This is a genomic window from Fischerella muscicola PCC 7414, assembly GCF_000317205.1.
GTDB classification, from domain to species: Bacteria; Cyanobacteriota; Cyanobacteriia; order Cyanobacteriales; family Nostocaceae; genus Fischerella; species Fischerella muscicola.
Map to the genome: position 1 here is coordinate 106,314 of NZ_AJLK01000073.1, position 25,861 is coordinate 132,174.

The 25,861-nt window shown below is 41.6% G+C and carries 21 protein-coding genes and 1 riboswitch; of the genes, 12 read left to right on the top strand and 9 right to left on the bottom strand.

Annotated elements, in window-relative coordinates; all coding sequences use genetic code 11:
* Positions 1-9 precede the first annotated feature (9 nt).
* The gene (locus tag UYI_RS0110850; protein WP_016866685.1) at positions 10-522 is read right to left on the bottom strand and encodes a hypothetical protein; all 513 of its coding nucleotides are present in this window, start codon (positions 520-522) and stop codon (positions 10-12) included.
* A gap of 238 nt (positions 523-760) precedes the next feature.
* Positions 761-1,408, bottom strand: coding sequence for a class I SAM-dependent methyltransferase (locus UYI_RS0110855; protein ID WP_016866686.1), 648 nt, complete (start codon positions 1,406-1,408; stop codon positions 761-763).
* 119 nt (positions 1,409-1,527) lie between these two features.
* On the opposite strand from UYI_RS0110855, the gene UYI_RS0110860 reads away from it, so the two are divergent.
* Positions 1,528-3,237 carry an ArnT family glycosyltransferase gene (locus UYI_RS0110860; protein WP_016866687.1) on the top strand — a complete coding sequence of 570 codons (1,710 nt, stop codon included), beginning with the start codon at positions 1,528-1,530 and terminating at the stop codon, positions 3,235-3,237.
* 650 nt (positions 3,238-3,887) lie between these two features.
* A complete protein-coding gene (locus tag UYI_RS0110865; RefSeq protein WP_026085884.1) occupies positions 3,888-6,443 on the top strand; it encodes an ATP-binding protein in 2,556 nt (851 codons plus the stop codon).
* A gap of 308 nt (positions 6,444-6,751) precedes the next feature.
* Here the strand turns inward: UYI_RS0110865 and UYI_RS0110870 are convergent, their stop codons facing one another.
* Both UYI_RS0110870 and UYI_RS0110875 read right to left on the bottom strand, forming a co-directional pair.
* A complete protein-coding gene (locus UYI_RS0110870) occupies positions 6,752-7,177 on the bottom strand; it encodes a DUF1636 domain-containing protein (RefSeq protein WP_016866689.1) in 426 nt (141 codons plus the stop codon).
* Positions 7,178-7,198: 21 nt separating this feature from the next.
* Positions 7,199-7,337, bottom strand: a riboswitch (cobalamin riboswitch).
* 96 nt (positions 7,338-7,433) lie between these two features.
* On the bottom strand, positions 7,434-8,240 hold the full coding sequence (locus UYI_RS0110875) for a type 1 glutamine amidotransferase (RefSeq protein ID WP_026085885.1): 807 nt from the start codon (positions 8,238-8,240) through the stop codon (positions 7,434-7,436).
* 270 nt (positions 8,241-8,510) lie between these two features.
* On the opposite strand from UYI_RS0110875, the gene prfB reads away from it, so the two are divergent.
* The 6 genes from prfB to UYI_RS0110910 all read left to right on the top strand — a co-directional run bounded on the left by prfB (position 8,511) and on the right by UYI_RS0110910 (position 12,867).
* A protein-coding gene (gene prfB / locus UYI_RS0110880; RefSeq protein ID WP_146007640.1) for a peptide chain release factor 2 occupies positions 8,511-9,630 on the top strand; the annotation gives its coding sequence in 2 pieces (ribosomal slippage) (positions 8,511-8,582 and positions 8,584-9,630; 1,119 coding nt in all).
* Between the two features lie 330 nt (positions 9,631-9,960).
* Positions 9,961-10,116 carry a DUF3285 domain-containing protein gene (locus tag UYI_RS34765; RefSeq protein WP_016866693.1) on the top strand — a complete coding sequence of 52 codons (156 nt, stop codon included), beginning with the start codon at positions 9,961-9,963 and terminating at the stop codon, positions 10,114-10,116.
* A gap of 40 nt (positions 10,117-10,156) precedes the next feature.
* Positions 10,157-10,684 (top strand): rRNA maturation RNase YbeY, encoded by a 528-nt coding sequence (ybeY, locus tag UYI_RS0110895; RefSeq protein WP_016866694.1) that lies wholly within the window; start codon positions 10,157-10,159, stop codon positions 10,682-10,684.
* A gap of 147 nt (positions 10,685-10,831) precedes the next feature.
* On the top strand, positions 10,832-11,287 hold the full coding sequence (locus tag UYI_RS0110900; RefSeq protein WP_016866695.1) for a diacylglycerol kinase: 456 nt from the start codon (positions 10,832-10,834) through the stop codon (positions 11,285-11,287).
* Positions 11,288-11,487: 200 nt separating this feature from the next.
* Entirely contained in the window at positions 11,488-12,093 is a 606-nt protein-coding gene (locus UYI_RS0110905; protein WP_026085887.1) for an anthranilate synthase component II, read from the top strand.
* A gap of 3 nt (positions 12,094-12,096) precedes the next feature.
* On the top strand, positions 12,097-12,867 hold the full coding sequence (locus tag UYI_RS0110910) for an MBL fold metallo-hydrolase (protein ID WP_016866697.1): 771 nt from the start codon (positions 12,097-12,099) through the stop codon (positions 12,865-12,867).
* 167 nt (positions 12,868-13,034) lie between these two features.
* On the opposite strand, the gene UYI_RS0110915 is transcribed toward UYI_RS0110910, so the two are convergent.
* From UYI_RS0110915 to rpaB, 3 genes are all read right to left on the bottom strand, one after another.
* Positions 13,035-13,550, bottom strand: coding sequence for a DUF456 domain-containing protein (locus UYI_RS0110915; protein ID WP_016866698.1), 516 nt, complete (start codon positions 13,548-13,550; stop codon positions 13,035-13,037).
* Positions 13,551-13,718: 168 nt separating this feature from the next.
* A complete protein-coding gene (locus UYI_RS0110920) occupies positions 13,719-14,366 on the bottom strand; it encodes a cofactor assembly of complex C subunit B (RefSeq protein WP_016866699.1) in 648 nt (215 codons plus the stop codon).
* An 85-nt stretch (positions 14,367-14,451) separates the two neighbouring features.
* Positions 14,452-15,180 carry a response regulator transcription factor RpaB gene (gene rpaB / locus UYI_RS0110925; protein ID WP_009458850.1) on the bottom strand — a complete coding sequence of 243 codons (729 nt, stop codon included), beginning with the start codon at positions 15,178-15,180 and terminating at the stop codon, positions 14,452-14,454.
* 170 nt (positions 15,181-15,350) lie between these two features.
* On the opposite strand from rpaB, the gene radA reads away from it, so the two are divergent.
* Positions 15,351-16,898, top strand: coding sequence for a DNA repair protein RadA (gene radA, locus UYI_RS0110930; protein WP_016866701.1), 1,548 nt, complete (start codon positions 15,351-15,353; stop codon positions 16,896-16,898).
* Positions 16,899-17,104: 206 nt separating this feature from the next.
* Here the strand turns inward: radA and UYI_RS0110935 are convergent, their stop codons facing one another.
* The gene (locus UYI_RS0110935; RefSeq protein ID WP_016866702.1) at positions 17,105-19,279 is read right to left on the bottom strand and encodes a serine protease; all 2,175 of its coding nucleotides are present in this window, start codon (positions 19,277-19,279) and stop codon (positions 17,105-17,107) included.
* A 256-nt stretch (positions 19,280-19,535) separates the two neighbouring features.
* On the opposite strand from UYI_RS0110935, the gene UYI_RS0110940 reads away from it, so the two are divergent.
* Positions 19,536-20,333 (top strand): Uma2 family endonuclease, encoded by a 798-nt coding sequence (locus UYI_RS0110940; protein WP_016866703.1) that lies wholly within the window; start codon positions 19,536-19,538, stop codon positions 20,331-20,333.
* A 92-nt stretch (positions 20,334-20,425) separates the two neighbouring features.
* Here the strand turns inward: UYI_RS0110940 and UYI_RS0110945 are convergent, their stop codons facing one another.
* On the bottom strand, positions 20,426-22,855 hold the full coding sequence (locus UYI_RS0110945; protein ID WP_016866704.1) for an ATP-binding cassette domain-containing protein: 2,430 nt from the start codon (positions 22,853-22,855) through the stop codon (positions 20,426-20,428).
* Between the two features lie 378 nt (positions 22,856-23,233).
* Between UYI_RS0110945 and UYI_RS0110950 the strand changes: the two genes are divergently transcribed.
* Together UYI_RS0110950 and UYI_RS0110955 are read left to right on the top strand one after the other, a co-directional pair.
* Positions 23,234-24,157, top strand: a complete 924-nt coding sequence (locus UYI_RS0110950; protein WP_016866705.1) for a phosphate/phosphite/phosphonate ABC transporter substrate-binding protein — start codon at positions 23,234-23,236, stop codon at positions 24,155-24,157.
* A 351-nt stretch (positions 24,158-24,508) separates the two neighbouring features.
* Positions 24,509-25,855 carry a serine/threonine-protein kinase gene (locus tag UYI_RS0110955; protein ID WP_016866706.1) on the top strand — a complete coding sequence of 449 codons (1,347 nt, stop codon included), beginning with the start codon at positions 24,509-24,511 and terminating at the stop codon, positions 25,853-25,855.
* The last annotated feature ends 6 nt before the right edge of the window (positions 25,856-25,861 follow it).

Sequence of the window (25,861 nt, forward strand, 5' to 3'; positions counted from 1 at the left end):
CAACAATTTTTACTTGAGTTTTGCTAGACCATTCAGGTCAAATTTTTTCAGCCAAGTTTCGCGATCGCTAGCTGTAAATGATGGTGAACGAGACAGTACTTTTACCTGATAGCGGTTGTTGACGAGTATTGCAGTTTGAGTATTGCCAATTTCTACGGCTGGATAACCAGCAATTTGCTTGCTGCTGTTGGCAAATTTGGCTGCTGCTGTCGGGATACTTTTTGTATCAGAAATAGCTAGCATCGCTAATTCTTGACCATCTTTTTTTAACTTAGCTTCAGCAAAACCCCTTTTTTCTTGAGTATATACACGCTCATACCCATTTCCAGCAGGGGGAAAAAACTTGTTAAATTCGCTACCCTGAGTTGCTTGTTTGGCAACAGCTTGACCAGTTTTTTGGCGACTGCTTTCTTGTTGCACCTGGTCAAAGCGTCCTGGTTCTTTGGGAGTACAAGCTGTAGTCAGCAACAATACTGACAGTAACACAACAGCTAAAATTCTGCGGACACGAGGAAAATTCATGTTTGACTCTCCTTGATGCTAAACTTTCAAGGCAATTATCACGGCTTCTAGGTGCTTTTAACAGAAAATTTACTTTTTGATCAGACTTTGTGACACAAGGGTGTGAGGGTGTAAGGGTATAGGGGTGTAGGAGGAAATTGAGGTGTGGATCATCCGATTTTGGATTTTGGTCATTAGTCATTAGTCAATGGTCATTTCATTATTTACTCTCCCCCACACTCCTCACACCCTTACACCCTTAATTCTGGCGTTTAGCGATCGCTGCATAAAACGGATCTCCTCCCGCAGCACCCAACCATTGAAGAAAAGCTGGTATATTTGATTGCCGGGCAATCACTTCTGGGGTAGTAAATCCAGGTACAGAGGTAAAATAGCCTTTAACTAATTCAACTCTGGTTGCTTCTGATGCATCCCGCCATGCTTGGATAGCCTTTTGAAAAAACATGCGGTTAGAAAAGCTGATGATAGCAATTCCACCTGGTTTGAGGACGCGATAAATTTCGGAAAATACTGCTTCTGGATATTGCAAATATTGCACAGAGACACAATTGAGGACAGCATCAAAATTTTGATCTGGAAGTGGTAAACGGGGATTTTCGTTGAGATCCTGAACAAAATAATGATCTAAACGGGGATTACGTGCTAATTCCTCAGCGTTGAGTCCGTGTCCTTCCACATGGGCAAACTGCATTTCTTCTGGTAAATGCGAAACCCAACTACTCATCATGTCTAAAATGCGTGTGTTGGGTTGCAGGCGATCGCGATATAAATCGGTTAATTGTTGAATAAAACCTTCGTCTACATGAGTGACAAAGCGCGGAAAGGAATAAAATTCCTTGTCGTCGCCTGCATCAAGTTTAGTACGTTGTTCTGGTCTGAGCAGCATAAAACTGAGATTATGAGAAGTCTTGCCTAAATTTGTGTACCACCATACGTATATTAGAAACAGTCTGAAAAATAGGCGAGTCTATCAAACATCTACCAGTTAAAAAACAATAAATATCAATGTCATTTAAGTTACCAGAGTATCAATTAGCGTGGCAGCGTTTTCGTTCTTGGGTAGGCTTTCCTTACATAACTTTGTTATTTTGGATACTGCCGTTATTGTTATTTAATTCTGGGCATAGTAGCTTGATGGCCCATGACGAAGGGCTTTATGCTTGGCGATCGCGTCGAATGTTTGAGTCTGGTGATTGGATCACTCCTTGGTCACAACCCCATCATAAAACTCCAGGCCCCTACTGGTTAATTGCTAGTTCTTATACTCTATTTGGTATAAGTGAGGCTAGTGTACGTCTACCAAGTATGATTTTGGGCGTACTGAGTGTAATAATTCTCTATGAAATTGGAAAAATTTTATTAGATAAAAAAATTGCTTGGCTAGCTGCTGCAATTTTGAGTGTGGAATTTTTGTGGTTGCAATACTGTCGTTTAGGCACACCTGATGTGCCAATGATTTTTCTGACACTTTTGGCAATTTTGTCTTTATTAAAAGCAGAATTAAATCCTCGATATCGCTATTTTTATACTTTTCTGGTTGGTGTTTGTTTTGGTTTGGGTTTCCTTGCTAGAAGCTTTATGATTTTTTTGCCAATGATAGCTTTGTTTCCTTATGTAGTTTGGGAACATCGCCGTCATCATCATCTTACAAACCCAATGTTGTATTTAGGATTTTTGCTGGGTTTAACTCCTACTTTTGTTTGGCTGTGGTTAAATTTTTTGCAATATGGCAGTGATAGTGTTGGAGAATTATTGCAATTTGTATTTCGTCTAGGTTCTCAAGAACGTTCTGGTAATGGGTTTTTATTTTATTTATGGAATGTCCCAATTAAAGCCTTTCCTTGGTTTTTCTTTAGCCTTTTGGGTTTATTTGTAGCTTGGCGTCGCCCTAATCCTCGCTATCAGTTAATACTGGTTGGTTTGCCATTAGTTTTATTTTTTGAACTTAGTATTTTTTCTACTCGTTTACCTCACTACAGTCTTTCACTATATCCTTTTATGGCGTTGCTAGCGGCTATAGGGGTGGATTGGCTTGGCAATGTGGGTTTTTATGGGGAAACTTCCCGGTGGGAAGAGTTTAATTCTAAGTTCTCCCCATCACCCCATCTCCCCATTGCCCCTAATCCCCACTCCCTTAGGGGAGTGGGGGCCCCGAGTTCCCCATCACAGAAACTTTTTCGCAATCTCAGCTATGGAATGGGTGTGTTAGCTATTTTATTATTGTTGGCAAGTATATTCGCTTTTCTTTGGGGTAGTGGTGATACTCGTAAATATGCAACTGTTGGCTTAGTTCTAGGCTGTGGTTGGTTGATTTTACCTTTTGTTTGGATTGGTCGTTACCGCTTTGGTAAAAAATTTCTGAATTCCAACTACTGGTTGGCTGGTTGGTTAATTCCAGCTTGGTTAGCTTTGGCTGTCGCTGGGAGTAATGGCTTTTTGAGTGATTACAATCCCGAGATGAGAACTTTTTTAGCACAGCCTGCGATCGCTCAAGTTTTGCAGAATCATTCTATCCACTTTGTAAAAGTTGGGGGAAAAACCGGGGTGCTACTTGATTTTTACACTCCTCATCACGGAGAAGATGTAGAGCAAATTTCGCAACTACCAGTTTATAGCTATGCTTGGATCTCTGCACAACAAGCAACTAATTTATCTACACCTCATCGTGTTTTGGGTACTGTGCAAAAATACCAACTGATTCAAGTATTGCCGTAGAAGTCGTTCAGAAGGCAGAAGGCAGGAGGCAGAAGGCAGGAGAAACGGCGCGGATTATCACCTTCACCATGCGCCTGATAACTGTACCCTACGGGAAGCCTATGAGCGCGTCTACACTGTTTACTGTTCACTGATTTAAGTTAACTCTTATTTATTTAGTTATGGGATAATATTTTAGTAACTTGCTCAGGAAGCATCATCATATGTGCAAAAAATCCCTGGCGATTGAAAATCGCAGTTATACAGGCAAACTCCGCCTGGTATTGTTATATCAACTCGTGCAGGTGGGTTGAGTTTGTGTAACTTGGTTGAAATCGCCAAGTTGCCAAGTTGGGATGATCCCTTTGTTCAGGTTTCAATAAAGAGAATTTAAATACGCAAATCGAATATTTTTGGGCTTAGATTTTCAAGCGATTGGGTGAGTAGCTGAGAATTATATCAAGATTAAAGAAGGATAAAATATTACTTCACCAACCCAAAATTGTCAATTATTGGTTAGGTTAAGATTCAAAGTAAAAAGGGAAATAATTACATTTTTCTCCTTACCTTTGACTCACCTACAAAAAACTTTGGTGAACTTATTCATATCCTTCCTCTGAACGTTGCTCACACCCTGAATTAATGCCGTTGTTAGACTTGTGTGGTGTTACATGCAACAGAGGCGGATTAGACAAATACCTCCTTCCATGTTTCCCTTTGAGGTTATCAAACCCAATGGAAATGTATTATCTGTGGCTTTCGGTGCGGATAGCGATGATCCCTTAGCAGATTCCCGCATTCCTTATCAAATGCGACAAGCTGATCGAAATGTGCGGCGAGAATTGGAAAATCAATTAGAAGCATTCCGCTGGCTTTTGATTGTTGGACAAGCAGGAATCGGGAAAACTCGAGAAGCCGCTGAATTAGCACAGCTTTATAACCGAGAAGGCTGGACAGTTCTTTGGCTTAAATCTGATGGATGGATAGATGAACCAAACCAAGAGCAACTACAAAAAATTGCTGCTAATCGCAAGTTGCTGTTTGTGCTTGATAATCTCCATCAGAGGATACACGATCGCTTCCCCAAACTGCCCCTCGGACTAGAGGAATCTGAGTTATCCCCTTTGACTGTGCCTTTACAACAGCGACTGTGGCGAGTTCTAGAAGTTTATGAACAGTTCTGCGGTCAGGATAAAATACGGGTAATTGCCACTGCTGCGAGTGAATGGGAAAAACTGCAACAGAAGCGTTTTCAGGTTTATCACTTACCAGAACCGGAAAATGCAGCAATTGTTCAGTTATTAAGTAATACTGTTCCTCAAACTAAGATCAAAACTAACGAAGAAGATTATTTAGCGATCGCCCAGAAAAATGACCACACTTTCACAAATGTGGTTGTGAATCTTCGTAGTTTGAGAAACAAAGGCTTATCTTTAACCTCTAATAATTACATCGAAACTAGCCAACAGACTTGGGAAAAGTGCTACGCAGATGCAATCAAAAAACATCCAGCTAGCCGATATATTTACGATGCTGTAGATTTGCTACAACAATTTAATCTTGCAGTTGAACGATTCATCCTAGAACCAGCTACTTTATTAATGATCGGGGATCAGTCCCAGCAACAGTTACAGCATCGTTGGCTAATTCGCAGAGTCTTAAATGATCTGATTGAAAGTGAACACATCCTTAATCCTCGCCAAGGACAAATAGAAGCCAAAGGTAGGCAGGTGGATGCTAATCAATATGTTGATTCCCTATTCCACTTGGTTTTGCGGCTAACAGATAAATATCCCCAGCAAATGCTGGGTAAACTCTTTACTTTTGGCTGTCAACTCTTAAACTTTAATCACCCCAAACAAGCCCTAACTTGCTTCGATCATCTCCTCACCTTCAACTGTGAAATCTCTGATATTTGGTTTTACCGAGGTATCGCACTGTACTTATTAGCAAATTATGAAGAAGCAGTTGCATCCTATGACAAAGCCCTAGCTTTTAAAAGTAACTCCTACCAAGCTTGGTATAATCGGAGCCTAGCATTGCACCTATCGGGATGCTATGAAGAAGCAGTTGATTCCTATGATCAGGCGCTTGCCATTAAGCCTAACCTAGATCAGGCTTGGTATAACCGAGGCATTGCTCTGTATTTTTTGGGACGTGATCAAGAAGCAGTAGTTTCCTACGACAAAGCACTAGCTATCAAACCAGACTATTACCAAGCTTATTACAGCCGATGTCAAGCCCTGGAGAACTTGGGACGCTATGAAGAGGCTGTTGCTTCCTACGAGCAAGTACTGGCGCTTAAACCCGACCATTATCAAGCTTGGTATCACAAAGGTAATGCATTGTATGCCTTAAAACATTACGACGAGGCAGTTACTTCCTATGACCAAGCCTTGGCGCTCAAACCCGACTATTATCAAGCTTGGTACAACGGGAGTGTAGTCCTATATCTGTTGGGATTATACGAGGAAGTGGTTACATCCTGTGACAAAGTAGTAGCACTTAAACCCGACCATTACCAAGCCTGGTATAACATGGGCAATGCGTTGTATTTTTTGAGACACTACGAAGAGGCAGTTGCTGCTTACGACAAAGTGCTGCTGATCAAGCCAGACTATGACCAAGCCTGGTACAACCGCAGTGTAGCCTTATATCCCTTGGGCTTTTATCAAGAAGTAGTTACATCGTGCGATAAAGCAGTGGCGATCGCACCAGACCACTATAAAGCCTGGTACAACAAAGGCAATGGGCTATACTCCTTGGGCAAATACAAAGAAGCACTAGCTTCTTACGATCAAGCACTAGCAATCAAGCCTGATTATTACGAAGCTTGGTACAACCGGGGTGTAGTCATGGGAAATTTGGGAGACTACAAAGAAGCAGTAGCTTCCTACAACAAAGTATTAGCAATCCAACCTCACAATTACCAAGCTTGGTATAGCCGAGGTAATGCACTGAATAAGTTGGGTTGTTTTGAAGAAGCACTGACTAGCCTGAACAAGGCAATTGAACTTGCTCCTGATTCCTTTGAAGCTCACTACAATAAAGCTTGCTGTTATGCTTTGCAAGCCAATGCTGAGTTGATGCTTGCAAGCTTGCAAAGAGCTATTAATCTCAATCCTAAATGTCGAGAGATGGTAAAAACCGACGCAAATTTTCAAAAATTTCTCCAAGATGAGCGGTTTCAGGCGCTGATTATGAAGGGATCAGGGATTGGGGATTAGGGATTGTGGTCTTTGGTGTGCCACTTTTTTAAGATACAAGGGTGCGTTAGCCTACGGCATAACACACCCTACTACTACTACAGGTTTAAAATGCCAAGAGATTTATCTTATCGAAGCAGTATTGGAACGCATTTCAGTTAAATTGCATGAGAATAAGAGATTTACACGATAAAACCTGTACTTTTGAATTAAAAATCTGTTTTATGAGTTGTGAAGCTAATTTACAACTCAGAAACTTAATTTACGACTCAGAAACTTAATTTGCGAGTTGCAAAACCTAATTTACAACTCACAAACCTGACTTAACTTCAAGATAACGAGGGAATTCTGGCTAAAATACCTTTTTTGAGAGGTTCGGGACGTTCTGACCAAGGTAACAAACCATCAGGTTTATCATAGTATTTGCTAGCACATTCGAGAATCGCAGCCGCACTATCATCTATTGGTAAATCTCCAAACATATAAGTTAGTTTTCCAGAACCAGCGAAGGCGACAACACAGGAATGACTGCAAGCACTCATGCATTCTACTTCTTGAATCGGAAACTCATCTTTGAGATGCCAATCTTGAGCTAATTGTTGAAGTTGATTTGATAACTTTTGTCCACCACTTTCACCGACTCGCTTCCCATCTTGCCAGACGCTTGCACAAGTCTTGCATACAAATAGAGTATGAGAGGGTTGCTGAGTATTATTATGTGTAGAAGTTGGAGAAGTATTTGTGGCTGTGGTCATCTGTACCTCGCAGATATTTTAGAAGTAAAATCAACTTCGGCGGGCATCCTGACTTACTTTGTTAAGTTCACAGTTGCGGGACAGCGCCGGACTTACACCGGACTTTCCCCGTTACCTCTAGTGGCTGCTCCCCAATAGAACCGAATGTTTTTTATCTTAACGTGATTTTGACAAGGCAGTTTGTTGGGTCAGTTGTGGGCGGTTTTTAAACGCAGAGGGACGCAGAGGCTAACGCAAAGGAACGCAGAGTTAGTCTTTATACTTTGGCTGGTGTTGGTAAATCTACTTGCAACCGCTTAAACATCGCTTGCCGTCCTTGCATTGCTAAGGTGTCATCTATCGGTGATAGAGTGATAGGCTGCTGATATTTTAGTCTCAGTGCAGTTTGAATTAACCAATCTGCCACAAAGGGATTTTTTGGTAACAGAGGGCCATGAGAATAAGTAGCGATCGCATTCTGATAAAATACTCCCTCTGTACCATCTTCACCATTGTTGCCTAAGCCATAGACTACACGTCCTAGTGCTTCTACTTTGCCCAGCTTAGTACGTCCACCGTGATTTTCAAATCCGATTAGGTATGGTTTGCTACCCGTCATTTCTTGGAGATCCCGCGCTAAACGAGTTGCAGTGACTTCCACGACTAAGTTTCCGATACAGCGGCGGACGTTTTCGCCTGGGTGTACTGATACGATGTCTAATATGCCTAAGCCCTGAATGCGTTGTCCAAAACCTGGTTCATAGTAATGTCCCAACAGTTGGGGTGAACCACAGGTAAAGACGCCGGGAGTACCATTTTCAATTTTTTCGCGCATTGCTTCTGCTTTCGCACCTTGCAAGTCACGCATGACAATTTCTTGTTGACGGTCTTGGGCGCCACCACCCACAATTAAATCTACAGATTTAATATCGTCGGCTGTAGCATTTTGGTCTAAGGGCAAAACCTTGACATTGTATCCCCGCCACTGGCAACGGCGTTCTAAGACGATAACATTACCGCGATCGCCGTAGGTACTCATGAGCGTAGGATATAGCCAACCAATGGTCAGTTCATATTGTTTCATAATTTTAGGGATTGGGGATTGGGGATCGGGGATTGGGGAATGGGAAGAAAAGGGAGACAAGGAGGACAAGGGAGAATATTTTTGATTGATTCACCGCGTCTTTTCCCAATGCCCCTTTCCCTATTTCCTGTTCCCTGTTCCCCAATCCCTTTGTACGAGGATATTATAGATAAGATCAGAGATACCAATATAAAGAAAAAGCAATCTCTATTGACAAAATGCCGCAAATCTACGCTTAAAATATAAAGCGCGCTCTTATTAGCAAGAACTATGGAAGTACTAGAACTAAAACGCGAAATTGAAACGTTGTGTGATCGCCTGGGTAAAACCCAGGACTATCTTTGACATCCCCGCACTCACAGCTAAAATTCAAGACTTGGAACAAATAGCAGCACAACCAGAATTCTGGGAAGATCAAGTCAAAGCCCAAGCAACGCTGCAAGAACTGAATGATTTAAAAGCACATCTTCAACAATACGAACAGTGGCAAAGTAGCATAGAAGACACAAAAGCAGTATTAGAGCTTTTAGAGTTAGAAACCGATGAAGCACTACTGCAAGAAGCAGAAGCTACTGTCACTAAGCTAAATCGAGAACTCGATCAGTGGGAGTTGCAACAGTTACTCTCTGGCCCTTATGACGAAAAAGGCGCAGTTCTGACTATTAACGCTGGTGCTGGTGGTACTGATGCTCAAGACTGGGCAGAAATGCTACTGCGGATGTATACCCGTTGGGCAGAAAATCATGGCTACAAGGTAAATTTAACAGATGAGTCCGAGGGGGATGAAGCAGGTATAAAATCAGCAACTATAGAAATTACAGGTCGTTATGCCTATGGATACTTGCGGTCTGAGACAGGTACCCATCGCTTGGTCAGAATTTCACCTTTTAATGCCAATGGTAAGCGCCAAACCAGTTTCGCTGGGGTAGAGGTAATGCCCCAATTAGATAACTCGGTGCAATTGGAGATTCCCGAAAAAGACTTAGAAATCACCACATCTAGGTCTGGTGGTAAAGGTGGGCAGAATGTCAACAAGGTAGAAACTGCTGTACGCATTGTTCACATTCCCACTGGTATTGCTGTGCGTTGTACAGAAGAACGTAGCCAATTGCAAAATAAAGAAAAAGCCCTTGCCCGCCTGAAAGCGAAGTTGCTAGTCATTGCTCAAGAACAACACGCCAAAGAAATTGCCGAAATTCGCGGTGATATGGTGGAAGCTTCTTGGGGCAATCAGATCCGTAACTACGTATTCCATCCTTACCAGATGGTAAAGGATTTACGTACCAATGTTGAAACAACTGCGATCGTTGATGTGATGAATGGTGAACTAGATATGTTCATCCAAGCTTACCTGCGGCAAGAAAATCAGTTGGTAGAAGCGGCAGTCTAAGTTAGTAGTTAGTGGGTAGAGACGCGATGTTCCTCGCGTCTGTACATTAGTAGTTAGTTGTTAGTAGTAGGGGCGCACACCTGTGCGCCCGTATAGTTGTTAGTTTACTAACAATCAACAACCAACCACCAACCATCAACAACCAACCATCAACAACCAACAATCAACCACCAACAATCAACCACCAACCACCAACCAACAACCAACAACCAACAATCACCAACCAACAACCAACCACCAACAACCAACCATCAACAACCAACAATCAACCACCAACCATTAACTAAACAAACTGTTACATTTAAATAAGATAATTGTCATCAAATCATTATGAGCAATTCTCCTTCTGATGAACGTCAACCCAGCTATGTCAAACTCGCGATGCGAAACATGGTGCAAAAGCGACTTACTTCCCTTAAGCATTTTGTACTGACTACTGTTGGGCTGTTAGCTGTCCTTATCGGTCTTGCTTATCTGACTCGCTGATCATAAACTATCACTTTCACTACAGGAGATTTTTCGGCTGGTGCAAGTTGAAGTATATGTACAGGATTGTCTCAGTGAATATTCGCAATCGGAAAGTATAAAGATTGAGGATATAGAAATCCCAATTACTGCTCAAACATGGGAAAATTGGTTCAATTGCTGGTTGGAAATATTACAACCAAATATTTCATCTGCGGCAAATTATGAAATTGGGTTGCGTTTGACCAACGATTCTGAAATTCAAGAGTTAAACGCTCAGTATCGTCAACAAAACAAGCCTACAGACGTTTTATCCTTTGCGGCATTAGAGGTAGACTCTCCTATGCCAAGTGAAGCGTTTGCTTCTATGCCTTTATATCTTGGTGACATTGTTATTTCTATTGATACAGCACAGCAACAAGCTCAAAAACAGGGGCATACTTTGGTAACAGAACTAGCTTGGCTGGCAAGTCACGGATTGTTACATCTGCTGGGCTGGGATCACCCGGACGAAGAAAGTTTAGAAAGAATGCTAAAACAGCAAGTAAAATTACTGAAGTCAATAGGTATTTCTATTGACATAGAATAGCATCATTTGCCTGTATATTTAAAGTGCGACTTCCTAGTTGTTCTCTATATAATGATTCAGTAGAAAATTGGCAGAAATCTCGATTTCATTATTAAAATCGGCACATATTCCCCGTTCAACCACTCTGCTGCTGTATTTTTTAAACTTATGTCCCAACCAGTTTCACCACCACCAACTTCAAACCACTTAGAAACAGTTGTCAGCAAAAAGCGAGAATTCTCCTGGCAAGTGGCTGCAAATCTATTCGTGAGTTTTAAGTATGCTTGGTGTGGGATAAGTTACGCTTTTCAAACTCAACGCAATTTTCGTATTCACGTTGTTATTTGTGTATTAGCACTGGGACTAAGCATTTTTTTACGATTAAAAGCGGTGGAAATAGCAGTCATCAGTATAACTAGTGGTTTAGTTTTAGCGTTAGAGTTATTAAATACAGCAATTGAGTCAGTAGTTGATTTAACAGTCAAGCAGACCTACCATGAACTAGCAAAAATTGCCAAAGATTGCGCTGCTGGTGCTGTGTTGATTTCAGCTTGTGTGGCAGTTTTGGTAGCGATCACACTTTTATTTCCTCCTTTGTTAGCCTTGATTTTGTCGGCTTTTTAGAGATTTCTTCCTCCTTCTGATTTGAAAGTAACCTCACCCCGGCTACGCTACCCCTCTGGTGAACTCGCAAAGAGGGGCTGTTCTTGTGAGATTTTTCTTGGTATCTTAACAACCAACAATTAACTGCATCATAGCGACACAAAATCTGTAAGAATCAACCACAATGGTATGCAGTGGTTGAGAACTGGAGTTGATTTACAGTGCTTATCGTGATTGACAATTACGACAGCTTTACCTATAACTTAGTACAGTATTTGGGAGAACTGGCAGTAGAATTCCCAGTAGCAGCAGAGATCAAAGTTTTTCGTAACGATAAGATTACCCTAGATGAGATTAAAGCCTTAAAGCCAGATGGTGTGGTAATTTCTCCCGGTCCTGGTCGACCGGATGATGCGGGTATTTCTCTAGATTTAATAGAGAAACTTGGGCCTGACTTACCAATTTTAGGGGTTTGTTTGGGTCATCAAAGTATTGGTCAAGTGTTCGGTGGTAGGATTGTTTCGGCACCAGAGTTGATGCACGGCAAAACTTCCCAAGTGTCTCATGCAGGGATTGGTGTTTTCCAAGGATTAGAAAACCCAATTACTGCTACCCGGTATCATAGTTTGGTAATCGATCGCGACACTTGTCCAGATGTGTTAGAAATCACGGCTTGGGTGGAAGATGGCACAATTATGGGGGTAAGACACAGGAACTATCGTCATATAGAAGGCGTCCAATTTCATCCAGAGAGTGTTCTGACATCTTCAGGCAAGCAGTTACTGCGAAACTTTCTTTGTAAATTACAGACGAAAACAAGAGAGTAATTAATGAAACGACGGCAATTAATGGGCTATGCTGGGGCGGGGTTGGTAACAACTTTGGTTACTAGCTTGGGTTCTCACTTTCAAGCTAATGCCCAATCTAGCGGTTCATTATCAATTCAGTGGTTGGGTCATACTTGCTTTCTGTTTACAGGCGGCGGTACGAAAATTCTTGTCAACCCATTTCGCACAATTGGTTGTACCGCCAAGTATCGTCCACCGAAAGTGGCAGCAGATTTAGTACTAATTAGTAGTCAATTGTTGGACGAAGGTGCAGTCGAAGACTTACCGGGAAATCCCAAGTTAATTTATGAACCCGGAGTTTACGAGTTCAAAGGCATTAGGTTTCAAGGAATTGCTATTCCCCATGATCGTAAAGGTGGCAAGCAGTTTGGTATAAATGCTGCTTGGCAATGGCAGCAAGCAGGAATTAATATTCTCCACTTAGGGGGAGCAGCTGCACCTATTACCATTGAACAAAAAATCCTGATTGGTCGTCCTGATGTGGCGTTAGTTCCCGTAGGCGGTGGTGCTAAAGCTTATAATGCTGAAGAAGCAAAGCAGGCAATTCAAACTATTAATCCCAAGCTAATTATTCCTACCCATTACCGTACCCAAGCCGCAGATGAGGCTAACTGCGATATTTCTCCTTTGGATAATTTTTTAACGGTAATGAGTGGGATGACTGTACGTCGCAGCAACAGCGACACAATTAGTATTAGCCCTGGTAATTTACCAGAAAATGGGGCTATACAAGTTTTAAGTTACAAGTTTTAGAATCAATTATCAGTCATCAATGAACAGTTATCAGTTATTGATAATTGTTCATTGACACTGCAAGACGCCACGGGCAATTACGCCCACAACGAGAAAATAAAAATTTGACCCTCCTACACCCCTACACCCATTTTTAGGGAAACTTTGAGATTGCTGCAAAATGTTATTTAACCAAACACTTGCGGCCAAGTATTGATTAAGAAAAACACAACTGCTGCGATCGCTAATACTCCTTGAATTAAATTTCCAACGACTGTACCAACTACAATTCCTATACCAGCTTTTACTGCTAAGATAAAATCCCTTCGGTAGATAAATTCAGCAATTATTGCTCCTACTAGAGGACCAAACAGTATTCCTAAGAGTGGCCCCCCTACAGGTAAAGTCGGTAATAATCCTAAAAACCCAGCAACTAAACCAATAACTGCACCTATTTGTCCCCATTTACTAGCGCCTGCTTGTTTTGCACCCACATAACCAGCCAATAAATCTACACCAATACTCAAAACTAAAACTATGGCTGTAACAATCAATGGTGTGCTGATAGCGGCAAAAGAACCTTTAACAAATCCCCAGATGATAATAGCTATTAATATTAAGCTAGCACCTGGCAAAGCAGGAACCACAGAGCCAATAATACCTACAATCATTAAGGCGACTAGTAATAAATAGATGATTTGCATAAATAATGTTGTTAGTTAGTTTTTGATTGTTGATTGTTAGTAGGTAGACCTGATGTTCCTCGCGTCTGTACATTAGTAGTAGTAGTTAATTTATTATTGACTCCCCATCACCCCATCACCCCACAGCCCCTAATACCCAGAGGGGGTCCCGAGTTCCCCATCACCCCATCACCCCATCCCCTCACTAAGAGTGACAGCTAATTTATCAGCAATCCCAGCTATCCAGTTTTCATCTTGTTTAGTATAGCTGCGAGGAGCATTTGCTCCTAAAATCAAAACGCCTTCTTTACCAATTGGTTGACAAATTACTCCTTGAGTATTCTCTGGTAAATAATCAAATTCAATTTTTCCTGGATAGACTTTTAAGTTAACCAAATAAACAGGCTGTTGTTTTTCTTGCACCCGTTTTAAAATTGGCCCTGGTGTCACCTCTGATTTTGTGGATAAAATTCCTCGCCGCAATAAAACCTTACCTTGATAGAAAACTACAAGCGATCGCGTGACTGTATTAGTTAACAATAAATGTGATGCCCATGCTAGTTCTGTTTTAACTGTCTGTGGCAAGTCTTGTGCCAGTACAAAACCTTCTTCTCCAATTAGTTCTACCGCATCAGGCGATCGCGGTTGTACTTGCTGCCAAAGTAAACCCGTCAAAATCAGTACTGCACTCAAAATCACACCCAGGACATCTGCACGGGCTTGAGACTCTGTGATTTCTGGTGTCAGTAAACGGTTAATTAACAGAAGTACAGCGCCTAACCCCCCGACAACAATGGGTAGACGCCGCAAAATACGATTCGGATCGGATTTAGCCATGCTTCTACAATACTGAACTTAGGAATCAGGAGTTCAGAGTTTGTTTGCCACCCCATCTCCCCATCTCCCTATCTCCCTACCTGTTTTACTCCTCTCCCGGTTCTATAATCCGTTGAAAAAGATAACCAGTACCTCTCGCCGTCAGAATCAATTCCGGGTTACTGGGGTCATCTTCCAATTTTGCCCGTAAACGAGAAATATGCACATCTACTACACGGGTATCCACATGGCGTTCTGGTGTATATCCCCATACTTCCTGCAAAATTTCCGAGCGGGAAAAAGCTTCGCCAGAGCGACTTACCAACAACTCTAGCAAGCTAAATTCCATACCAGTTAAGCGAATACGTTCATCACCTTTGTATACTTGTCGCTTGTTGGTATCAATTTTGATATTACCAACATGGATTACCCCAGAACTAGGTATCCCAGAAGTGCCGGTTTTATCTACCCGCCGCAGTACTGAACGAATCCGTGCTTCGAGTTCTTTCGGTGAAAAAGGCTTAACTACGTAATCATCAGCACCGAGTTCTAGACCAGTGATGCGGTCAGCCACGTCCCCCAAGGCTGTTAACATAATAATGGGGACATCTGATTCCTTGCGTAATTCTTGACAGACACCGTAGCCATCTAGCTTGGGCATCATCACATCCAAAACCACCAAATCAGGGTCAGTTTTGCGAAAAGTATCCAAAGCTTCTTCGCCATCACCAGCAGTTACAACATCATAGCCAATCATTGAAAGCCGAGTTTCTAAAATTCGGCGGATGCTGGCCTCGTCATCCACAACTAGAATTTTTTCTTTATGACTTTCCAAGCTAATCAACGCTCCTTAACTAAAAATTTTCATGATTAATTTTTCATACCATAATATTAAGATATCATTCCAATAATTACGTTGGAAAAAGCTGAAACTACTTCTATTATTGGATTTTTGTTTTCTTGAAGAATTAAGAAAAAATTAAGATTATTTAATAACATTAAAGAATGCCAAAGCCGAAAACTTATTATGTTTGTAACCAATGTGGCGCAGAATCGCCGCAATGGTTTGGTAAGTGTCCATCTTGCGGCACATACAATTCCTTAGAAGAAGAAATTGCCATTCAATCCTCAACGGATGTGCCTAGTCGGGGGGTAGGTAGTTGGCATTCTCAGCAAGGCGCAAGTAAGTCTGCCAACAAGCCAGCGAAACCAAGGTCTTCTTTGAGATTTGACCAAATTAGCGATCGCCAAGTCACGCGCTGGCCTTCTGGTTATAGTGAACTAGATCGAGTCCTCGGCGGCGGTGTTGTTCCTGGTTCAATGGTATTGATTGGCGGTGATCCAGGTATCGGTAAATCTACGTTACTACTACAAGTATCAAATGAATTAGCTCAGAGATACCGCATTCTCTACGTTTCTGGAGAAGAATCAGGACAACAAGTGAAATTAAGAGCCTCCCGGCTGGGTGTAACCAAACCACTCAACGTAGTTAGCAATGGTAACGGCAATGGAAATGGTAACACAAACAATACTGAAGTCATAGAAGAAATATCAGAGGTAATACAAGTAGAAGGACAGAGTGCAGATTTATATGTATTACCGGAAACAGATTTAGAAGAGATACTTAAGGAAGTAGAATCTCTCAAACCGAATCTGACGGTAATTGACAGTATTCAAACAGTCTTCTTTCCTGCCCTCACCTCTGCACCCGGTTCCGTTGCCCAGGTAAGGGAATGCACCGCAGCTTTGATGAAGGTGGCAAAGCATGAAGATATCACCATGTTGATCGTTGGACACGTCACCAAAGAAGGTGCGATCGCTGGGCCGAAAGTTTTAGAACACCTCGTAGATACGGTGTTATATTTTGAAGGCGATCGCTTTGCCTCCCATCGGTTATTACGGACAGTAAAAAACCGTTTTGGTGCTACCCACGAAATCGGTATCTTTGAAATGGTCGAACACGGTTTGCGGGAAGTTTCCAACCCTAGTGAGCTATTTTTGGGCAACCGTGACGATCCAGGTCCAGGTACTGCGATTGTCGTGGCTTGTGAAGGTACGCGTCCGATTGTTGTGGAACTACAAGCTTTGGTAAGTCCCACTAGCTACGCTTCTCCCCGTCGTTCCACCACAGGCGTGGATTATAACCGCTTGGTACAGATTCTCGCTGTATTGGAAAAACGGGTAGGCGTTCCCATGTCGAAATTGGATTCCTACGTCGCTTCTGCTGGGGGGTTGAACGTTGAAGAACCAGCAGTAGACTTGGGGGTAGCGATCGCTGTTGTTGCCAGTTTCCGCGATCGTATTGTTGATCCTGGTACTGTATTAATTGGTGAAGTCGGGTTAGGTGGACAAGTGCGCCCCGTGTCGCAAATGGAACTACGATTGAAAGAAGCGGCGAAGTTAGGATTTAAGCGGGCGATCGTCCCTAAAGGGCAAAAATTTCCCAGCTTGGACATTGAGATTTTGCCGGTTTCCAAGGTAATAGATGCAATTATCGCGGCCATACCACAGGCATCGTTGGAGGATGAAGATTTAGAACCAGATGAGGAGTGACCGAAGAAAAGGCAGACGGCAGGGGGCAGAAAGCAGTCCCAATGAAAAAACCTCACCCCCAGCCCCTCTCCGAACCCGCGGAGAGGGGTGTCCGATAGGGCGGGGTGAGGTTGTGATTTTGGGCTTTTCGAGTCAATTTGAATCAGGTTTTTCCTACTTGTGTGTATACCGTAGCTCCTTACCAAAGAGAGGGATGTCTGATATTACTATTGATACTTTAAAATCAACTGCAAAGTTTTTTTGTATGACTCATTGTTTCCTTGCCGTTGAAACAGTTCAGCCGCTTTTTGTAAATCTTGAATTCCTCGGTTTTTATCTCCGGATTCAGCACGAATATTACCCCGATTTTTATAGGCATTTGCATTGTTGGGATTAATTTCAATCGCTTGGCTGAAATCCTCAATTGCCCCTTGTTTGTCTCCCGACAAGTAGCGTGCTGTACCTCGGTTGTTGTAGGCAGTTGCATCTTGGGGATTAATTTTGAGGGCTTGGTTTAAATCCTCTAATCCTCCTTGGGTGTCTCCTAACTCAGCACGGATACCACCCCGGTTGATATAGGCTTCCCCGTGGTTGGGATTGATTTTTATGGCTTGAGTTAAATCTGCTAATGCTCCTTGTTTGTCTCCTAATTTATAGCGGGAAGCACCCCGACCAGCATACGCTTCGGCATCGTTGGGATTAATTGTGAGAACTTTGTCAAAGTCAGCGATCGCTTCTTTGTATTTTCCTTGTTGAAAACGGATTTGACCTGCACTTTTATAGGCTTCGGCATCATTGGGATTAATCTTGAGGATGGCGTTAACATAGTCAAGGTCAGAGCGAAATTCAATGGGCAAAAAAATAATAAGGCTAGAAGACTTCTGCTTGATAGCTTGTTTGTAATCAGTAATTGCTCCTTGTTTATCTCCCAATTCAGCACGGATATCACCTCTGACCCCGTATAAAGACTTATCTTTAGGGTTAATTTTCAGAGCTTGGTTTAAATCTTCTAATGCCCCTTTTTTATCTCCCAATTTCCAGCGAGCAAAACCTCGCAAACCGTAAGTATCATCAGCAGCAACGTTAGGATTCAATTTCAAGAGTTGGTTGTAATCGGCAACAGCACCTTTCCAATCTCCGAAATTGCTCAAAGCATCAGCACGTAACTTATAGCCTAAAGGATTGTCAGGATTGATTTTGATGATTTGGGTATAATCAGCGATCGCTGCTTTGGCATATTCTGAAGCCAAGGGAGTATTTTTGAACTCAGGAAAATTTGCTAGGAAGTAGTACTTACTACCGCGTGCCAGGTAAGCATTTACATAGTTGGGGTTGACTTTAATCGCTTGGGAGAAGTCAGCAATTTGCTCTTGGATGTCCTTGATCCACTGATTGCGACTTGGAGTTTTGCCTACATTCATGTACGGAACAGCAAGACCCTTGAGAATATAGGCTTCAGCATCTTTGGGGTTAATTTTAATAGCTTGGTTAATGTCGGCAATTGCCCCCTGTTCATCTCTAAAAGGAAAAATTCGGATGCTGCTTCGGAGTTTATAGGCTTCAGCATAGTTGGGGTTGAGCCTAATCGCTTCATTAACATCAGCGATCGCCCCCTCATAATCTCGATTCTTCTTCTTTTCTTTGGCTGTGATAAAAAAGTCATCTGCTTTTGGTGCAGCAGCCACAACATCTGGCGGACGCACGCCTACATCTACACCCACAGCTGACAATTGACGCAAAGCTGAATAAATAGTGATGCCTAAACCCGTCACTATCTTAGTCTGACTCAGTTCATTAATTGTCTGCTCATCAGCCCTACCGTGAATTGCTACTACTTCCCCTTGTTCATTTAGCACCGGGCCGCCGCTCATCCCACCTAAAGTATCGTTATCGTAGATAATGTTATAACCATCGCCCTGGGCTGCACCATTCGCTTGCACTTGTCCCTTATTAAAAAATAAAGTCGGATTGGGAATAGCTCCTCTCTGTACGGGAAATCCTGCTACGTACACTGTTGTACTGGCTGTAGCTTTGTCTGAATTTCCAATTTTGGCAATTTTATAATTGTTACTGCTGTTAAACTCAACAACAGCTAAATCTGCCCCTGATAAACGTTTAACAGATTTAATTGGATTGCTTTTTTGATCTGGTGTAATAATTTCGTACTTACTACTATCTTTCACCACATGATAAGCAGTCAGGATGGTGTAAGTATTACCGGAATGCTTTATGAGAACTCCTGAACCAGAAACAATTGGATTTTGGCTATCCACAATCCGCACAGTGATTTCTCTACCAATGTTTTCTACCTCTTGCGAAGACAGGGCGACTACAACTTGCGCCTGCACCAATACAATAGACACGCCTATCAATAGCGGTGGAAGTGTGTAGTAGTACTTCATCATCAGAGATTATATTTTTCTATTTTGTGGAAATATAAGAAGCTACAACTAAAATTTGCAGTATTTTGGAAATATGTCTAGATATATCAATAAAAATACAATCTACAAATTAAAAAAGCATAAATATAGCTAAATACACTATTACTTTAGGTAATAACTGTAGAAGATACTCAATGTGCGAGCATCAATTAGTTATCAATGCTGCTTTTTACCTTCCCTACTTAAGATTTACTACAATCTCAAATCCAAAATTGATATGACTTCTCCTCGCCTCATTCCTCAATCTGATCCTCCCCTTCCTCCTTGGCAAACTCTACCAACAATGTATGATTTACCAAGTGACAACCCAGAGGAACCCGGTTTGCCAGATGATTTCCACTTTTTACAACCTTTGCTTTTATATTTTACTTTTCAACCAAGTAACTGGAATTCAGAATTAATTTACAGTGCGGCTGACCTCAATCTCTACTACGATGTTCAGCATCCTTTGTGGTACAAACGCCCAGATTGGTTTGGTGTGGTTGGAGTACCAAAATTGTATAATGAGCGTGATTTACGTTTAAGTTATGTAACTTGGCAAGAGCGAGTAAATCCTTTTGTTGTCGTTGAATTATTATCTCCAGGAACAGAAGAAGAAGATTTAGGAACAAAAAAAACAGAAACAGCTAAACCTCCCACAAAATGGGAAGTGTATGAAAGAATCTTGCGGGTTCCCTACTATATTGTTTTTAGTCGCTATACAAATGAAATTCGAGCATTTCAGTTAGTAGGTGGACATTATGAACCGATGAATTTCACGGAAGGACGCTTACAAATGCCAGAGTTGAGTTTAAGTTTAGGATTATGGCAAGGTTCATTTCGAGATATTGAAAGGTTGTGGTTAAGGTGGTTTACTTTAGAAGGAAAATTAATTCCTGCACCCACAGAAGAAGCTGTGGCTGCTACCGAACGAGCTATGATTGCTGAACAAGAAGCTGCTCAAGCAAAAATAAAAGCAGAACAATTAGCAGAACGATTGCGCCAATTAGGTGTTAACCCTGATGAGATAGATTAAGTTAGTTGTTAGTTGGTTGTTGTTTGTTGTAGAGACGTGCCATGGCACGTCTCTACAGTGGTTAGTACGTGTAAAACAATAAAACGTTAATTTCACACAATATCTTTCCGCTTTTGCAACAACAGCGCCACAATCAAATAAACCAACGTATGTACACCTAAAATTCCCCAGTTTAAACCTAAATTCTTCCAAGTTGCGTTGTACACATCAGACTTTTCAAAAATATCAGCTAGAGATGGCAAACCAGGCGTATTTTCTGGAACCATTGCATTCACATTTACTAAAATTCCATAAGCACCGATTGACCATCTGCTAATTGTTAACCAACCCAGTTTAGCTGCTAAGCCTGTCATTTCAAATAGTACCCCTGAGAGAATGATTTGGGGGATCATAATCAAAGGTAAAATGCTATTTGCTTCGTTTTCTGTTTTCACTAAGGCAGATACCATTAAACTCAGACTGACACTCGCTAGCAGAGTTAAAAAGGTAGTAATTCCCAAGCCCAATAACCAAGGTAAGAGATTATATTCTGGGGATTTAAAACCGATTAATACAGCTGCAACAATTAACAGAGTTTGCAACAGCACTAAACCAGAACGAATAGCAACTTTAGAACCCAAGTAAGGAAATAAACCCAAGTTAATTAATCTTTCTCGCGCATAAATAGCTGCTTCTTTGACTATTTCTCGTACGGAACTGGAAAGACCTACCCAAATTCCTATACAACTAAATATGAACAGTACCTTGAGTGCTAGAGGCCCTTGGGTAATTTCTGGCGGGTTGAGTTTTTTCAGGGGTGTTTCGTCTCGTAATATCCAAGCAGTTAAAGCGATCGCAATCGGCCCTGATACTAATGAGAAAATTATACTTGTGTGATCGCGCATGACCAATTGCAGATATCGCTGGCTCAACAACAGTAGTTGCTTGAGTGGAGATATCCCTGTGTGGATACTATCATCTGCTTTTGATGTGCTATCTTTACCAGACTTTAACTGTGATTTTACGTATTTATGACATTCTGGGGATCTTTCGTATTTTTGCGACCAATAATCAACTGTTGATGCAACGTCTTTGCCATTACCGCCTTGATCAAGTTTGATGTAAATATCGGAAAAATACTTTAAGTCTTCTGAAGGCATTTCAAAAAAACGCAGTGCTTCTTTGGGGGGGCCAAAGTAACAAAGTTTGCCACCCCTACCCATGAACGCAATGCGATCGCACACTTCAATATTGGCTGTAGCATGGGTAACTAAAACTACTGTCCGTCCTTGATCTGCTAATTCTCGCAGCAGACGCATCATTTCTTTATCTAAACCGGGGTCAAGACCAGAAGTCGGTTCATCTAAGAAGAAGAGTTTCGGGTCGGCTAACAGTTCCACTCCAATACTGACGCGTTTGCGTTGTCCACCACTGAGGTTACGTATAAAATTTGTCCTAACGTGAGTGAGTTTAATTTGTTCTAAAGTAGTATCTACTACTTGCTTGACATTTGTATCAGGTGGCAACCGTAGTTTACAAGCATAAGCCAGTACCTCTTCTACCCGGAGGTCGGGATGCACAATATCATCCTGGGGGACATAGCCTAGTTGCGATCTATACATCGGCCAATTTTGCCGCAAGTTGTCGCCATTGAGATAGACTGTACCGGAAGAAACTGGTTCAATTCCCAATAGAGATTTCATCAAGGTGGACTTACCAGCACCGCTACCACCTACTAACGCGACTAATTGTCCTGGTTCAATCACCAAAGACACATCGTTGAGAATTATTTTTTCCCGTCCCTCTTTGTCTTTGACCTTACGCTGTAAGCGGTTGACATCAAGGCGGATTTGACTACCACTATCTAATAATTCCAGGGAATCCGGGCGATAAAGCAGACTAAATGGCCCGATTTTAATTCTGCTTTGATCTACTAACTGGATACGTTTTGAAACTCGTTGACCATTGACAAAAGTACCGTTTGTACTTAAGTCTTGGAGAATGTGTCCTCCTTGCCCATCAGGATAAATTGTAGCGTGCAGGCGAGAGACTGTAGGCGCATCTAACTGCATGGAAGAATAGCGATCCGGCTTGGGCGCGCGTCCTAGTTGTACAGGCCAGTCCTTCAAACCTTTTAACGTCAGGCGACGGTTTGTGGGGATCGCTGCGGGAGCATCAACAGGGTTATAGTAAGTCAGCTGAATCCGGTTGTGAGGAGATTGTCCGATTTCTAGCTCAACTCCATTTTTTAACAAATAACCCTTAGCATCTATAGGAACTTTGTTCAAAAATATACCGTTACGGCTGGGATTGATGCCATCACCATCGTAAATTCGATAATCTCCTCCTTCTTTGCGTAGGGTAGCCTGTTTTCTGGAGAATACTTCCCAGCCGATTGGTACTTCTAAATCTGCCCATTCGCGACCACGCCCCAAGCGATGCTCATCTTTTTGGAGATAAAGCCGTAGGGTTTGACCTTTATTATTCAGTTCCAAAAAAGGTTGAGGACTAACAAGCGTCGCTTGCTCAAAGCTCCCTGTCATGAGATTTATTAGACCTATTCTCTGGTTAAAGCCACACCCGTATCCTACAGGAATTTTAGGTGATTTTCCGGATGGGTATATAAATTTGCATCGTTAATTGAGCGGAATAAGGATAATTGTTGGGGTAGTTAGTAGTTATTAGTTGGTAGTTGGTGGTTGTTTGTTGTTTGGAACAACCAACCACTAACAATCAACAACCAACAAAATTTCTTTATTACATCATGAGCAAAACCAAACTACATTAGTCAACATATATTTTCAAATAGCAACATTTATTGTAAGAAAGGTTAACTTTTTGGTGTGCTTGCCTTTGACCAGCAGATGAAGTAGAGATAATCAAAATACATTCGTGCCTTATTATCACCTTGTAACTAAATTATGAAAACTACTATTTTTATTCCGCCACATTTTTTACTATTTCCACTATTGGCATTAATAGGAATATTTGGTTTAGGGTGTAATTCCCAACCAAAAACAAATAGCACACCTGACCACCTGACAATTGGCGTGATTAGCTATGGCGAAGGAAAAACATCACTCGATAAGTATGAGCGCTTTAAAGATTACATAGCATCCCAAACTCGGTCAATGGTAGATCTGGAACCAGCTTACAACGAACTGCAAGCTATTGACCAAATTCGCAATAAAAAATGGGAATTAGTATTTGCACCTCCTGGTTTAGCTGCGATCGCGATCGGCAAAGAACTTTACATCCCTCTATTTTCGATGGAAGGGGTCAGTAATAGACAACGTTCTTTATTGATTGTCAGAGAAGATAAACCAATCACAAAAATATCAGATTTGGCAAATAAAACTGTTGCTTTAGGAGAAATTGGTTCTGCTGCTGGTTATTATGTTCCTTTGTACGATCTCTACGGTTTAACCTTAGCTGAAATTCGTTTTGCTCCCACTCCCAAAACAGTACTTGAGTGGATTAGTGACGGAACAGTTGATGCTGGCGCCATATCAGAGCAAGATTTTGAGCTTCATCGCCGCAGTTTTAGGGAAACTAAGTTTAGAACTTTACACACTAGTCGCTGGATTCCCTCTGGTCTAATGCTACTTTCGCCTACAGTAGATCGCAATCAACAACAGGAAATTCAAAAAGCAATGAACGATGCGCCTGCTGATATTGCTGCTGACGCAGGTTACGTTCCTGCTGCTAAAATACCTAATTACCAAGAGTTTATTAAATTGGTCGAAAAAGTTCAGCCAATAGAGGCAAGGGTGAAGCAAAAACCCGCTGTTCTCCTTCCAGAAACATCTACCCAGCAAAAGTCAAGTGAACAAGCAAGCAATTAACTGATATTAATTCATAAAATTTAATAATTTATCTGCATATTTTCTGAGAGTTACACCGAATTAATAATTAGGCTTGCAGCGATTTTTTTCCACAAATAAACTTCAACTAAACAGAAACTAATTTTCTTCGCCAAGAGTCATTTAAGGTAAAAACCTCTACGTGTGTTCGCCAAGAGTAAAGCTCAAAAAGCTCAAACTTGAAAATTGCCAGAAACACTACATATAGTTGAAGTTGCTTATAAACTCGAAATTCATAGATATTCTGGATATTTTATACGAAAATAAACAGGCTAGGAGTTGAAGTTATAAATAACCAAATTATGTATGGAAAATAATTAGGAGTCTCATGATATGTCTCAGCCCCCCTTAATCAAACCAGAAATACCTTCAGGAACATTAATTGATAATCGTTATATCATCCAACAACTGCTAGGACAGGGGGGTTTGGGGCGAACCTACTTGGCGTTTGATACTCGGCGCTTCAATGAGGCTTGTGTCCTCAAGGAATTTGCTCCCATTGGTACTGGGGGAGGAGGATTAGAAAAATGCCGGAATTTATTCAAAAGAGAAGCCAAAATCCTTCACCAGCTAGAGCATCCACAGATACCTCGTTTTTTGGCTTGCTTTGAAGGAGATGGTCGGCTGTTTCTGGTACAAGAGTATGTTAATGGTAAAACCTACTCAGCCTTATTGCGCGATCGCCAACTTCAAGGACAAACTTTTACAGAACAAGAAGTTATTCAGTGGCTGAAATATTTATTACCTGTTTTAGAGTATATTCACCAGCATCATATTATTCATCGAGACATTTCACCCGACAATATTATGTTACCAGAAGGTAACATTTTGCCTGTATTAATTGACTTTGGAGTTGGAAAACAAATAGCTGATCTTAATGATGTTAATAATGCCAACCAAGCAACTTTTGTGGGCAAAATGTCTTTGGTAGGAAAAGTAGGATACGCTCCCCGCGAACAAATCAGCTTAGGGTTGTGTTCTCCTAGTAGTGACCTTTATGCTTTGGGAGTCACAGCAGTTGTACTGCTTACAGGTAAAGACCCATCCTTTCTCATGGATCAGTACAGCTTGGAGTGGAAATGGCGTTTTTACACCTATGTCAGCGATGGATTTGCTCAAATCCTAGATAAAATGCTCTCAGACACACCCAGGCATAGATACCAAACATCTCAGGAAGTTCTAAGGGATCTTGAGCTTTTAGGGCGGCCTCAAACAGCATCACCATCAACAATGTTTGATGTTCCTCCTACTATACTCACTCCTGACTCTCAAACAACGGTGACAATAGCTCAGTCTTCTCCTAATTTAGATTTAGATGAAACAGTGCTGAGTAAGCCACCAAGTCAACAAGCTTTTCGTCATCCCCAAACTTATCAAGGTCAGTCTCATTACCAAAATCCACAAACTTCCCGTCATCCCCAAACCTATCAAGGTCAATCTAGTTACCAAAATCAACCAACCAATCAAAATCAACAACAAATTACCTCGCTCAACGCTGCATTTGTACAGCGTTGTCAAGATGCTTTGGCGTTCTACATTGGTCCTATGGCTAGCCTGATTGTAGAAGATACTTTAGCCGATAATCCGCAAGTCACACCTTACCAATTTGTTGAACTCTTAGCAAGAGAAATCCCAGAGTCAGAAGCAGCATTGGAATTTACAAGACGCCTATTTTCTTGATATTGA

Excerpts from the sequence above, each read along its gene's own strand:
- UYI_RS34765 (WP_016866693.1), top strand. The coding sequence starts at position 9,961 with ATGAGCAATTCTCCTTCTGATGAACGTCAACCCAGCTATGTCAAACTC.
- UYI_RS0110920 (WP_016866699.1), bottom strand. The coding sequence starts at position 14,366 with ATGGCTAAATCCGATCCGAATCGTATTTTGCGGCGTCTACCCATTGTT.
- UYI_RS0110950 (WP_016866705.1), top strand. The coding sequence starts at position 23,234 with ATGAAAACTACTATTTTTATTCCGCCACATTTTTTACTATTTCCACTA.
- UYI_RS0110935 (WP_016866702.1), bottom strand. The coding sequence starts at position 19,279 with ATGAAGTACTACTACACACTTCCACCGCTATTGATAGGCGTGTCTATT.
- UYI_RS0110870 (WP_016866689.1), bottom strand. The coding sequence starts at position 7,177 with ATGACCACAGCCACAAATACTTCTCCAACTTCTACACATAATAATACT.
- UYI_RS0110850 (WP_016866685.1), bottom strand. The coding sequence starts at position 522 with ATGAATTTTCCTCGTGTCCGCAGAATTTTAGCTGTTGTGTTACTGTCA.
- UYI_RS0110955 (WP_016866706.1), top strand. The coding sequence starts at position 24,509 with ATGTCTCAGCCCCCCTTAATCAAACCAGAAATACCTTCAGGAACATTA.
- UYI_RS0110900 (WP_016866695.1), top strand. The coding sequence starts at position 10,832 with ATGTCCCAACCAGTTTCACCACCACCAACTTCAAACCACTTAGAAACA.
- radA (WP_016866701.1), top strand. The coding sequence starts at position 15,351 with ATGCCAAAGCCGAAAACTTATTATGTTTGTAACCAATGTGGCGCAGAA.
- UYI_RS0110910 (WP_016866697.1), top strand. The coding sequence starts at position 12,097 with ATGAAACGACGGCAATTAATGGGCTATGCTGGGGCGGGGTTGGTAACA.
- UYI_RS0110940 (WP_016866703.1), top strand. The coding sequence starts at position 19,536 with ATGACTTCTCCTCGCCTCATTCCTCAATCTGATCCTCCCCTTCCTCCT.
- UYI_RS0110855 (WP_016866686.1), bottom strand. The coding sequence starts at position 1,408 with ATGCTGCTCAGACCAGAACAACGTACTAAACTTGATGCAGGCGACGAC.
- UYI_RS0110875 (WP_026085885.1), bottom strand. The coding sequence starts at position 8,240 with ATGAAACAATATGAACTGACCATTGGTTGGCTATATCCTACGCTCATG.
- UYI_RS0110945 (WP_016866704.1), bottom strand. The coding sequence starts at position 22,855 with ATGACAGGGAGCTTTGAGCAAGCGACGCTTGTTAGTCCTCAACCTTTT.
- UYI_RS0110860 (WP_016866687.1), top strand. The coding sequence starts at position 1,528 with ATGTCATTTAAGTTACCAGAGTATCAATTAGCGTGGCAGCGTTTTCGT.
- UYI_RS0110915 (WP_016866698.1), bottom strand. The coding sequence starts at position 13,550 with ATGCAAATCATCTATTTATTACTAGTCGCCTTAATGATTGTAGGTATT.
- UYI_RS0110865 (WP_026085884.1), top strand. The coding sequence starts at position 3,888 with ATGCAACAGAGGCGGATTAGACAAATACCTCCTTCCATGTTTCCCTTT.